This is a genomic window from Pseudomonas sp. G(2018) (assembly GCF_005502415.1).
In the GTDB taxonomy this organism is placed as follows: domain Bacteria; phylum Pseudomonadota; class Gammaproteobacteria; order Pseudomonadales; family Pseudomonadaceae; genus Aquipseudomonas.
Genome location: NZ_SCOO01000051.1, coordinates 19,611 through 31,319, shown reverse-complemented (window position 1 = coordinate 31,319; position 11,709 = coordinate 19,611). Strand labels below are relative to the sequence as shown.

Annotated in this window: 10 protein-coding genes; 8 read left to right on the top strand and 2 right to left on the bottom strand. The window is 50.8% G+C overall.

The genetic code is table 11. The features are described from left to right. Both istA and FFS64_RS29070 read right to left on the bottom strand, forming a co-directional pair. Positions 1–1,263, bottom strand: a 1,263-nt coding sequence (gene istA / locus FFS64_RS29075) for an IS21 family transposase (RefSeq protein ID WP_256660578.1), incomplete at its 3' end; no start/stop codon positions are given. Positions 1,264–1,443: 180 nt separating this feature from the next. Then, the gene (locus FFS64_RS29070) at positions 1,444–1,983 is read right to left on the bottom strand and encodes a hypothetical protein (RefSeq protein ID WP_125919914.1); all 540 of its coding nucleotides are present in this window, start codon (positions 1,981–1,983) and stop codon (positions 1,444–1,446) included. A gap of 138 nt (positions 1,984–2,121) precedes the next feature. Here FFS64_RS29070 and mobH point away from each other — a divergent pair, with 138 nt between their 5' ends. The 8 genes from mobH to FFS64_RS29030 all read left to right on the top strand — a co-directional run bounded on the left by mobH (position 2,122) and on the right by FFS64_RS29030 (position 11,709). Further along, the gene (mobH, locus tag FFS64_RS29065) at positions 2,122–5,712 is read left to right on the top strand and encodes a MobH family relaxase (RefSeq protein ID WP_057978589.1); all 3,591 of its coding nucleotides are present in this window, start codon (positions 2,122–2,124) and stop codon (positions 5,710–5,712) included. Positions 5,713–5,717: 5 nt separating this feature from the next. Further along, positions 5,718–7,589: a conjugative transfer system coupling protein TraD gene (traD, locus tag FFS64_RS29060; protein WP_057978592.1), complete on the top strand. Its 1,872-nt coding sequence runs from the start codon at positions 5,718–5,720 to the stop codon at positions 7,587–7,589. A 23-nt stretch (positions 7,590–7,612) separates the two neighbouring features. After that, the gene (locus tag FFS64_RS29055; RefSeq protein ID WP_125919915.1) at positions 7,613–8,026 is read left to right on the top strand and encodes a hypothetical protein; all 414 of its coding nucleotides are present in this window, start codon (positions 7,613–7,615) and stop codon (positions 8,024–8,026) included. Between the two features lie 2 nt (positions 8,027–8,028). Beyond that, positions 8,029–8,682: a DUF4400 domain-containing protein gene (locus FFS64_RS29050; RefSeq protein WP_057978594.1), complete on the top strand. Its 654-nt coding sequence runs from the start codon at positions 8,029–8,031 to the stop codon at positions 8,680–8,682. Between the two features lie 122 nt (positions 8,683–8,804). Next, positions 8,805–9,617 (top strand): thioredoxin domain-containing protein, encoded by an 813-nt coding sequence (locus FFS64_RS29045; protein ID WP_057978596.1) that lies wholly within the window; start codon positions 8,805–8,807, stop codon positions 9,615–9,617. After that, on the top strand, positions 9,617–9,898 hold the full coding sequence (gene traL, locus FFS64_RS29040; RefSeq protein ID WP_010466560.1) for a type IV conjugative transfer system protein TraL: 282 nt from the start codon (positions 9,617–9,619) through the stop codon (positions 9,896–9,898). The genes FFS64_RS29045 and traL overlap by 1 nt, the downstream gene beginning before the upstream one ends. Before the next feature lie 7 nt (positions 9,899–9,905). Then, positions 9,906–10,544, top strand: coding sequence for a TraE/TraK family type IV conjugative transfer system protein (locus FFS64_RS29035; protein ID WP_010466562.1), 639 nt, complete (start codon positions 9,906–9,908; stop codon positions 10,542–10,544). Further along, positions 10,534–11,709 carry a type-F conjugative transfer system secretin TraK gene (locus FFS64_RS29030; RefSeq protein ID WP_082631629.1) on the top strand — a complete coding sequence of 392 codons (1,176 nt, stop codon included), beginning with the start codon at positions 10,534–10,536 and terminating at the stop codon, positions 11,707–11,709. Before FFS64_RS29035 ends, FFS64_RS29030 begins: the two co-directional genes overlap by 11 nt.

Here is an 11,709-nt window from a genome sequence, read left to right as displayed (position 1 = left end):
CGTCATGATTCGATCACCGTTGCTTTGACGTATCAGGCTCCGTTTGAGAAGCCGCAACGGATTGGGCAGATCGGCAAACGGTGCGCCATTGCGCAGTGCACCCGGCTTGCGTTCGATGAGTGGGATGTAATGCTGCCAGTCAAAACTGACCTGATCTCGATCAAAGAGGCGCTCGTGGCTGGCAATCATTGCGTCATCGGCGATGACCACGATCCGGGATGGGTAAAGACGGCTGCTGACCCACTGGCCGACTCGTTCACAAGGCACCGAATAGCGATTTCGCGCCACGCTGATCAGGCAGGTGCTGGAGACACGTACGGTGCGCTCGACGTAGCCATCAAAGGCCGTCGGCATCGGCATCATTTCGACCCGCTCCAGCTCCAAAACTTCCGCCACCGTAAGTCCGTTGTACTGCGGATGCAGCAGCTCGCTCCAGAGCGCACGACAGCGTTGGCCGAGCCAGGCATTCAGTTCCTCGAAGGTGTGGAACATGCAGTTTTGAGCGTCAAGCCAAATGCGTCGTCGACTGTCTTGAACGTTCTTCTCGACAATGCCCTTTTCCCAGCCAGAGGCTACGTTGCAGAAATCCGGATCGAACAGGTAGTGCGCACACATCACGGAAAACCGGGCATTGACCGTGCGGCCCTTGCCTTTATTGACCTTGTCGACAGCCGTTTTCATGTTGTCGTAGATGCCGCGACGCGGCACGCCACCTAACGCTCCGAACGAGCGTGTATGTGCATCGAATAGCATCTCGTGACCTTGGCTAGGGTACGCAACCAACCAGAATGCGCGACTGGCGCACAGCTTCATGTGGGAGACCTGGATGCGTCGAAACAGGCCTCCGATCAGCAGCCCTTCTTCGCTCCAGTCAAATTGAAAAGCTTCACCGAGCGCAAACGTCAGCGGTACAAAAGCGCGTAAAGACTTGCCTTGTTCACCTCGCCACGAGCGTACAAACGCCGTGAGCTGGCTGTAGCCGCCGTCATAACCCTCGGCCTTGATCTGCTCGAAAAGTGCTTTGGCGCTTCTGCGATTGTGCTTTGCCCGGAACGAATCGGCTTTCAGCGCCTGTTCCAGCGTGTCGTGGAAAGGGCTGAGTTTGTTGAAGGTCGCGCACCGCTGGTACGCCGGCTGAGTAGCTTCGGGCGCTCTGACCCATTTTCGGATGGTGTTTCTCGACAGCCCGGTACGCTTGGCTATCTGGTGCAGCGAGAGCTTGTCGCGGAAGTACATCCGCCGGATTTTTCCCAACATTTCCATGCTGATCACCCTGTGTTCTCCTGCTCGGAAAGTGAGCAGAAGCAGTTGAACACCTGGGTCAGTTTTCAGTCGGCAGAACAGCCTTTACTGGGTCAGTTTTCGGTCAGCGGCAACAGTGAGGCAACTCTCAGCTTCTTTGGCATGTAAAAAAACCCGCTCATTGAGCGGGTTTTTCTATGGTCATTTCATCTGAAGGCATTTTCCTCGTAATGAGGGTGGTATGCCTTTAGGACCACCGCGAGCAACGAGTTCCCACTCGCGCTCTGTCAGCTCCGAACCAGCTCCCTTGCAGAACTTACGATAGGCAATCAGATATTCAGCCTCTGTAGCTTGCAAGGGAGGCCGAATCGAGGTTGTGGTTATTGGCCGTTCTGGAGCGACGGTAAGGGCTTTATCGATCGCTGAGTTCATACCGCCGTTGAGGGCAGTCACAATTACGCTATCACCAGGAGGGGCTCCGTTCCCCGAGCGAAGATCAGCATAGTTGCCGTGCGTAGTCATGACCATTTCTTCGCTGCCCATTACGTGTTGATAGGCAGGCTTCCTTAAGGCCGCTCCACCGCGTCCGTCGTGTCCCCAGCTGCTGTAAAACTCGTGTGCTAATCGAACAGGCACGTAGGTGGTGGTTGCTGCTGATTGAGTTTCGTATGGGTTTTCATGCGTAGAGCATGCGGATAGAAAAACCGCTGTCGCAAGGATAATGAATTTGGTCTTGAGCATGGCGCCCCCCGGTTTGTGTATTGGGGATCATATGGGTGCCATTAAGCGTAGGGATTCGAGTCCGTCCCCCTTATGGGTTCGGATTGGTCAACAGGGAATGGTTGGGCTGGGGAGAATGCATTGCAACAGGAGAGTGGAATGCAATTTCTCAAAAAGCTATTAGGCCTCGGCAAGGCGAAAACGCCTGCATCAAAACGGCCAGGCAGCCTCACAGATAACCAGATTCAAGTACTCGATCTCAGGTCCCCTGAAATTCAGAAGTATCTGAAAACCGGTGATGAGGCATCACTGCGATATCCACCTTTCCAAAAAGGATGGTTGGCGAATGTGCCTGGCCGCGTACTTTTGGATGCTCAGGCCTCAAAAGTCCGACAGATCGCCAGTGGCATTGGTCTGCCGCCTGCTGAATTCAATCGCCTAGTCCTTCCTGTTTTGGACGCCTTCGCCGACTTTGTTCACATGCTGCCTGCATCGCAGGCTCATCATCATAGAGGGCCGGGTGGTCTGCTTGCACATTCCCTAGAGGCAGCCGTTCATGCTCTCAACTCATGTCAAGTGACAAGTTTTGACCATGATCGCTATCCCGCTGAACGCATCAAGCGGCGCGACCGCTGGAACGTTGCCGCTGTTCTGGCCGCTCTTCTTCATGATGTTGGTAAGCCGCTTTACGACCTGCGTGTCACGGATGGCTCCGCAGAAAAGATCTGGCACCCTGTGGCCAACACGATTCCGGAGTGGGCTGAAGAGCATGGTGTTGATCGATACTTTATTCATTGGAACCCCAATCGACACGAAATCCATAAGCACCTCTCAACGACGATGGTTGAGCGATTGCTGCACAGGGATCTCCGTCTATGGCTGATGGAGGCCGGCCAAGATCTCTACTTTGAAATGATCAGCGCCATTGCGTGCGAGGATGAAAAGCGGCTTCTTACTGGTCTTGTTATCAAGGCAGACTCAAGCTCTGTGGAGGCGGATCTTCGTAAATATGGTGGAGATGCTTCTGGGCAGTCTGCTATGGGGATTGGTGTTCCTGTTGCATCCCTGGTTGTGGATGCGATGAGGCTTCTCAAAAGTGTTGGTACGTGGAAGATCAATGAAAGCGGGCAGCGAGTATGGGTGTTCGGCGACGGCGTGTTTGTCGTTTGGGCGCAAGGTGTCCGCGATATCACTGAGTCATTGGTGGAAAAAGGGATTAAGGCGGTGCCAAGAAGCCCGGATGCCTTGGGTGAGATGCTGCTCGACCACAACATCATCGAACGCTCGCCAGAAGGCTCGATTTATTGGTCTGTAGCGCCTGACATTCTAAATGCCGGACGCTCGAAGCCAATCAAGCTCAAATGCGTAAAACTTTCGTCGTCGACGCTGCTATTTCCTTTCGAGCCGCTTCCTGCGTCTGCAGTAGGTACGGTGGGAGATGATGAGCATGAAATGAAATTCAGCGTTGGTTCGTCTGCTACTGGGGATCCTGTCGGAAGTCTCCCATTGACTGTGTCAGCAATTGACGGGTCCACCTCTGACCTTGCTGGGCTATCAGCTGATGGTGCAATGACCGCGATGTTCACAATGCCGAGTGAGGAGGCCATCTCGGCGACCCAAGCTGCGGAGATTGTCCATCAGCAATTCAAAGCTCCTGATTTCTCTGTCCCGGCCGGTATGCAGGATCCGTTCGGCGCCGTGACGCCGAAACCAACTGCTGCTCAGTCCTTCCAACAGTCTCCGCCTCATGTTCAGGCCCCGAGTACGAGACCTGAGGTACCAGCTCCAATAAAGCAGGCGTCCCCAAAAGGACCAACGCAATCAGGCCAAAAAACGCCGCGAACAGGCGCAGTTCACCTGGTAGCTATCGAAGATGCAACGGATACGACCATAAGGGTAAAAGGCGCCGATAACACAGGCGTGAAGCCGGACGGTTCGATCGTTGTAGCTGGTGCGATTCCTGGCGCGGAATCGGGTATTCGTGTCGGAGGGGGGGGAGCTCCACTTATTGCGCCTACGGGACAAACTCAGACGAAGAAACACAAGAAAAAGACTAGGTTCGAACAGGATCAACCCGTCCCCGGTGAAAAGCTAGAATCGGGTGATATTGCATCTGGCGTTAACCCAACTTTCAATGAGCCTGTCGACCAGATCGATAAGGGCAGCATCGGTTTCCATCCGCCAGCAACTGATCAATTGCTATCGCAATGTGAGGACTCTGAGGCAAATGACGATGCTGCCAGGGCATATACTTACGACTTTGGTGATATTGATGACGAAGTCCTTGAGCTGGCCGGCATGGTTCTGCCTGATAGATCCTTGCGTCCGGATATTAAGCATGTAGAACACGTCATGGCTTCTGAGCCAGACCTCGATAAGGATGTTTTCGAGGAGCCCCAACAACCTAGCGTGGCTTCCGTTGAGTTCAAATTGCCGCGGACAGAAACGAAGCTGGATGCAGATAGTTCAAAACTGGTGATTCCACCTGAATTGGCTCTTTCCGATGAATTTGGTTTCAACAACTTCAACGTGGACCTTTCGCTTCAGTTCATCGGAGAAATCCCCGCCGATTCACCGTTAACAGTGAACCTGCCAAAGGGAGTAGAGCGGTTTACAGATCCTGTAGGCATAACGTTGCATGATTCGCCTGAAGGCTTTGACCTTCCTCCTACAGATCTCACAAACCATGAATATGATCCATCTACCGTCGAGTTATCACCCCAAGAAGAATCTTTTAGTGTTTTAACAGAAGAGTACGATCTTCCCAACTTAAGCGCCGGCGTCCTTCTAGAACCCCCACCAGAGGGACTTTGGGACGGTCCCGATTTAGATCGTGACGCCGACTGGCCAGTCTTCGATGAGCCACTGTTTCAGGAGGGAATGACTCTACCTGAGCAAGGCAGCACTTCTGTCACATCGTTTCAACCAAGCAATGGTCAAGAGTTGAAGCTTCTGAACCGTGTTCAGCCTGCGCCAGAAAATCTGCCAAAAAAAGAAACGGGGAAACGCAGCAATGGTTCTCAGAAAAACAGTGGTAGATCAACGGCAGGCCCTGGTGGGATTAAGGTACAAAGCGGTTCTGAGGTTTCTTCAGGGATCCGTATAGGCCAGCCACGTAAACCGCGCGAGCCGCTGTCAGCCACTCCTGTTAACCCCCCAGCTACAGTTGAAGTACAGCCACTGTCGTCTACCGGAGGGGATTATTCGTGTGCGCAAGTTTTGGCAGAGGAATTTGACGCATACCTTGAAGTCACTCCGGAATTGGCTAGGTCATTGAAGTGGTATGCGGAAAACCTCGATAAGACAGTGTCAATGAATAGCTTTAAACCGTTTTTCACATTCGAAGGTCAGGGTTTTGTCATTGATGACATTCCTAAGCTGGAGCGTGCCGGATGGCTGTGGGACGACTTCACCGGAACGATGAATAGGAAGAACCCTAAGGGGGTACTTCTCACGAGTTACCTCGGTGAGATCTTCGAGTACCTCACAAAAGGCAAGTACAGACACTCCATGGCGTCAGCTCGTAATCGTGAGGAGGCGAGATACTTGGCCAACGTCGCTGAATCAGCAATCTCATTGTGCAAAGAGCACGAGATGAACGGGCGTCGAGTCGTAAGTATCCAGCCTCGAAAGTTGAGCGAAATCTCGAATGCCCTGCAGGTAGATGAATCGACCCTCAAGAGGGCGCTAATAGCGACCCATCAATACCTCATGGTCAGGAACAATCATGTCATTGAATTGATGGATTGATAGAGATGAGTGAGTGGGCATATGAGATGCCTTGGAGGCCAAATTTTGAGGCTTTCGAGGTAGGAGGCTGGGTTCTTGGGATGGCGGCAACAAGCGCAGTCCACTTTTACACCGTCTTGCCATCTCAGCCGTTTTATCTCTCCATGATTGTGATGGGGGGATTCGCCCTAAGGCGTGTGCCAGCGGCTGTCCATCTTTATCGAGTCCGTCAGGGTCTACGAGCAAAAGATGTTGTCTTGATGGGGCAGGATGAACTCATTGAGCAGATGCTTGAGAACCGCGGGAAATTGTTCTTGGGCACCGGGTTTAAGTGGACTCAAAGGGAAGGTCAGCAGGTATTCGAACTGCTTAAGCGGGACATTACCAAGATCATGCCCAAGATTCCTGATGGATACATGGGCTCGCCTTGGATTCATGGGATTTCCCTACAGCCTGATCGCCCTATTGGTTTCCAGGAAGACCTGTCGTCGCTCCATACCTTAATTGTGGGTACAACAGGTTCCGGAAAAACCCGGTTATTCGATTTACTTATAAGTCAGGCCGTTCTTAGAAATGAAGCTGTAATTATATTAGATCCGAAGGGCGATAAGGAGATGGCCGAGAACGCCAAACGCGCTTGCGAGTTGGCAGGGCGCCCTGAGCGGTTTAAGTACTTCCACCCAGCGTTCCCAGAATTGAGCGTTCGTATCTCCCCAACCAAGAACTTTGGTCGGGCGACGGAAGTTGCCTCACGCATCGCTGCACTGATGAAATCTGAAGGCGGTGACCCGTTCCAAGCATTTGCCCAGATGGCGCTTAACAACGTTATCCAAGCCCTGTTGCTTTGCGGAGTATTGCCAACCTTGGTGGAGCTTCGCCGCTGCCTTGAAGGCGGCCTGGCACCGTTGGTTATTCGAGCTATCAATGCATACGGCTCAAAGGTTCATCCACTATATGAAGCTCTTCAGCGTGGTGCTTTGGCATCGGCGAAAAATGATGAGATGAAGGCCAAGAATCTTCTCAAACTCTATCGTGAGGAGATTGTTCCGCTGCAACCAAGTTCGGACCTTGAAGGTTTGCTTTCAATGTTTGAGCACGACAAGGCTCACTTCGGCAAAATGATTGCGTCCCTGCTGCCGGTGCTGAACATGCTTACTTCTGGGCATATGGGGCCGATTCTTTCCCCTAACATGGATGATCCAGAGGACGAACGTGAAATTACTGACTCCAGTAAAGTTATCCAGGGCGCAGAAGTCCTATACATGGGGCTCGACTCTCTGTCCGACTCCATGGTCGGCTCAGCAATTGGCTCTATCTTCCTGGCTGACCTGGCTGCGGTGGCAGGTCAGCGGTATAACTTCGGTGATGCAGAAGAATTAAAACGACGCCCTGTTAACATCTTTGTTGATGAGGCTGCAGAAACAGTAAATGATCAATTAGTACAACTTCTCAACAAAGGGCGTGGGGCAGGGATGCGCCTTTATGTTGCGACTCAGACGATTGCGGACTTTGAAGCTCGAATGGGGTCGCCAGCTAAAGCAAGACAAGTGCTCGGTAACACTAACCATACAATCGCACTTCGTATCACTGATCAGGATACTCAGCAGTACATTGCAGATAAGATTCCTAAAACGTACTACAAGTACGTTATGCGCACACAAGGCAACTCAACCAAAGATGACCCTCATATGCACTCTTTGAATGTGGGCGAACGGTTAATGGATGAGGAGGGAGAGTTGTTTCCAGCCCAGCTATTTGGGCAATTACCAAACCTCGAATTTGTTGCCATTTTGGCGGGCGGACAAATTGAGAAGGGCAGAATTCCTGTTCTAACTCGACCAAAAGTTTTTGATAAAGCAGTCGAAAAAGCTCGGCTGCTTGTAAGAGAGGCAGCTTAATCGTGCGACTACGAAATGATAGCGTGACACGACTACTTGATAAAGATGACAAAGCACGCATGGTGCTCAATATTCTTGATGCAGATTGGCCTACCGCCGTACAGGTTATTCCAGAAGCAATGAAAATGGTGAGTAGGGAATCTACTAGTCCAGAGTGCGTTTCGTTGCTGAAAGTATCTTTGGCTTCATACCAGCAGTCTTTGGGTGGTCGCGATCGCGATCGACTCGAAGCGTTTTTGGAGCCATTTCTGTCAGGTATCACGGAGCTATTGCTTCTTGACCCTGCGCCAACGCAGGCTGTCCTGGAATTAAAAGCACTTTTGGATGGGCTGGTAAAAAACGATGCGAATGTAGTAGCTCGTAATCGAATCGAGAGTCTCCTGCTTCCAGAAGATTCTTCTATTGGCCAGGTCTGGCGCGACATCAAGGCGATCTGACAATGGCTGACGTTGAAGAGAAGATGCCCAAAACTCTTTGGGCTGCTCTTGTATTTATCTGCATTGAAATTTTGTTGATTGTCGTACTTGTGCCCAACAGTTTTATCGATACAGCCATCCTTAAGGAGCAGGACTGGGGTGAGGCGCTCATGGGTAAACCTCAACATGAGCAGCTTATTCGCGATACCGATTCGCTTTACATGCACTTGCACCTAGACAACGGTCTTAACAAGTGGGTAGGGAGTCTTTTCGTACCTACAGCTGAAGAGCGTGAGAAATCTAAAGCTTGGGAAAATCTTGGCAATCTGTGGTTTAAATTTCTATCCAATCGTGGAGAGGCATTAACGAAGGTGTTGTACCATATTTACTACAGATTTTTACTGCTAGTAATGTGGTTACCTTACATGCTTGTGATACTGGCGCCATCGGTGCTGGGTGGGTATATGACTTGGAACATTAAGCGATATACGTTTCAGCACTCATCCCCGTTCCTGAATACATATAGCTCGAAAATCATATCATTCATCGTCGTGTCCTTGATGATCAGCTTCATTGCGCCACTACCCATACCGCCGATGGTGATCCCGGTCGTCATTATTGTGCTCATGCCCATAGCCTCCAGCTTGCTGATCGGTAACCTGCCGAAACGCCTCTAGCTCAGCGCTTGTACCGAATCTAGATCCCATGGGAAAACTGTATTTTGACCCCGTTGCCGGGTCAGATTAGCCACCCCGCAGATCATGAAGGCCTCACTATTTATACATACGGTGAGGTATCTATGAAGCTCAACTCCAACACAGTTTTGTCCATCTGCCTGGCGACCTTGACGGTTGCCAGCGCAGGTGCATTTTTTGCGTTAAACAAGAAGGTTGATGAGGCTGCTCGTCTATCTGAGCAAACCAATCGATCGTTCGCAAAGGTTAAGCCGTGGGCTTTGCAGCGTGATGCTTTGGACGCGGTCCTAGAGGAGGCACGGCTTCAATCGTTGATTTCCGGAAAAGAAACTTCTCAGCCGAGCAAGACAACCCCTCAAAGCTACCCTGCTGATATTGAGCGTCGCTACGGTGATCCTAAAGCCCAATTTACTCTGATCGAATACTCCGATTTTGAATGTCCTTTCTGTAGTCAGTTTTTTCCTGTGCCTAAGGCTCTAGCAGACGGGTCTCGTGGAAATATCTCAGTGATCTTTAAGCATGTTCCTATTCATGGTGAGGCCTCAAGGAAGGAGGCTTACGCAGCTGAATGTGCAGGAGCGCAGGGTGGTAACGACGCATTCTATCGGATGGCCGGCGCAATATTTAGTTCGACTCAGGCGAATGGCACTGGAACTAACGAGCCTTTAAGCGTGGTCGCAGACAAAATCGGGCTTAAAGGTTCTGACTTGTCAAAGTGCATAGACGAAGGCCATTTTTACAACAAGATCAAAGCAGATTTTAAAGAGGCTATCGATCTTGGGATCAAAGAAACGCCTACTACGGTTGTTCGCTACAACCCGACCAATAAACAAGTCGTTCTTAGCGGTGCAAAGACGCCTGAAGATATTTTGAAGGCTATGGCCAATCTAGTAAAAAGCAGTGGAGCATCACAATAATGCAGCCTATTAATATTCCTCAGTATGTAGATGATCCACCCCATTTGCTTTTTTGGCAGGCAGACGAAATTGCGCCAATCGGGATTGGTCTCGTTTTTGGGATGTTCACCGGCTACGCAGCTGTATGCACCATCGGCGGTTTTTTATTAACTCGCTGGTATCGTAAATATCGTGACGATCATCCCGACGGTTTCATGGTTCACATGATTTACTGGTTTACTGGAATGACAGGCGCCAAGGCCAGAACGATACCGAACTCGTTCATTCGGGAGTTTCACTGAGGCATCTATGAATATTGATAATTTAAGAAAATCTTATCGTCAGCTTGTCGATGAGAGCAAATTTCATCGAATTATTATTGCAGCTTTGCTAGCAACTAACTTTGTATCTGTTGTTGGTTGGCTCAATAAAAGCACGGTTATCGATATGCAGCCGCCAGGTTTGGCTGAGCGTGCCTGGGTAGATGAAAGTCGTGCCTCGGATGCCTATGTGGAGGGCTGGGCACTTTACATTGCCGATCGATTGGGCAATGTAAAGCCTAAGTCCGCAAGCATGATTCGAAATTCTCTTGAACCACTTCTTTCAGCTGATATCTACCAGGATGTCATCAACAAAATTGAAAGCCAGGTTCAACAAATTCGTCAGGATCGCGTTGTTCTTGCATTTGAGCCAAAAGAAGTACTTCGGGATAAGAACAAGGTGAACAAGTTCTACGTAGTTGGCCGTTCCGTCATGAGTGGTCCTACTGGTAAACCTGTCCGGGACAATAAAACCTACGAGCTTGATCTCCGCGTTCAAAACTATAAACCAGTACTCTACTTCGTTGACGTGTATTCGGGTGCCCCACGAACAGAAGATGTAATTCGTCGTGAGGAGAAGGCTGGTGAAGCTCGTAAGCGTATGGATCGAAATAACGATGAAAACTAAAACCATTAAATTTGCGATCCTGTTGGCTGCGGTTACAACCGCGCAAATGGTTTCTGCTCGCGAACTCAAAATCCCACAGATGCCTGCGGCGACAGGCCAGGAGCAAGTCGTCGAGGCGGTGCCGCCCGCGCAAATCAATCCCGCGGAATATGGCCTCGAAGAGGCTGACGAAAACGCGGCTCGCGCAGCAATTAGCGAGGCTCAAGACAAGAAAGGGGCCCAACCTTCGCAGCCAAAAGCACCAGCATCGAGTACATCGGAAGCTTCCAGCGGTGCAAAGCAGAAGGAGCCCGTGGCTGATAAAAAAGGCTCCCAGGACTTAGTGCAAGTCAGCGGCGGTGGTCGGGCCAATGATTTACAAGCAGTACCCGCTTCAGTCGCAAAAAGTGCTGCTCCAGAAGCGGCAGCTGAGATGGTCGCGTCTCTCGTTGATGTGGTAGTTCAACCTGGGGTGAACACTATCATTCCCGCGGCTATCAATCATTTGAACCGGATTGTGACGCCGTTTGAAAAGCCAATTGTTCAAACGACCTCCAATCCAAAGGATTACACCATCAAGGAAAACGTCATCTACGTCACGGCGAACGATGAAACTCCCATCACAATGTACATCACCCCCAAGGAAGATGAGTCAGTCGCTATTAGCTTGACGCTGGCTCCCAAGAAGGTTCCTCCAATTCAAGCAAATCTTGTGCTCGGCCAGGCAGCTGGTTCGAGTGGCAAGGCTGGCGGCCTAAGTGGGGCTGGTGGTTATCGGTACTCTGGCCAGGCGAAGAAGTGGGAGGAGGGCCAGCCCTATATGGAATCCATCAAGGGGATCATGCGAGCGCTGGCATTGGGTGGAATTCCAAAAGGTTACTCCATGGGCAAGCTGGCCAATACCGATACATTGCCAGCGTGTTACCAGGACGGAATTCAGTTCGATTTTTCACGCTCCCAACTGATGATGGGGCACAACTTCAAAGTGCTCGTTGGTGTCGTCCGAAATACATTGAATGTACCAGTAATGTTTGATGAGACATCTTGCACGCATCCAATGCTAGCGGCGTCCGCGGCATGGCCGCGAAACATGCTTGAACCTGGCGACAAGACCGAGGTTTACATCATCACAAGAGTCGGCGAAGCGCCGGCGGATGAGTCTGCACGCCCAAGTTTGCTTAATTAA

Excerpts from the sequence above, each read along its gene's own strand:
- traL (WP_010466560.1), top strand. The coding sequence starts at position 9,617 with ATGCAGCCTATTAATATTCCTCAGTATGTAGATGATCCACCCCATTTG.
- FFS64_RS29035 (WP_010466562.1), top strand. The coding sequence starts at position 9,906 with ATGAATATTGATAATTTAAGAAAATCTTATCGTCAGCTTGTCGATGAG.
- FFS64_RS29030 (WP_082631629.1), top strand. The coding sequence starts at position 10,534 with ATGAAAACTAAAACCATTAAATTTGCGATCCTGTTGGCTGCGGTTACA.
- FFS64_RS29045 (WP_057978596.1), top strand. The coding sequence starts at position 8,805 with ATGAAGCTCAACTCCAACACAGTTTTGTCCATCTGCCTGGCGACCTTG.
- FFS64_RS29050 (WP_057978594.1), top strand. The coding sequence starts at position 8,029 with ATGGCTGACGTTGAAGAGAAGATGCCCAAAACTCTTTGGGCTGCTCTT.
- mobH (WP_057978589.1), top strand. The coding sequence starts at position 2,122 with ATGCAATTTCTCAAAAAGCTATTAGGCCTCGGCAAGGCGAAAACGCCT.
- traD (WP_057978592.1), top strand. The coding sequence starts at position 5,718 with ATGAGTGAGTGGGCATATGAGATGCCTTGGAGGCCAAATTTTGAGGCT.
- FFS64_RS29070 (WP_125919914.1), bottom strand. The coding sequence starts at position 1,983 with ATGCTCAAGACCAAATTCATTATCCTTGCGACAGCGGTTTTTCTATCC.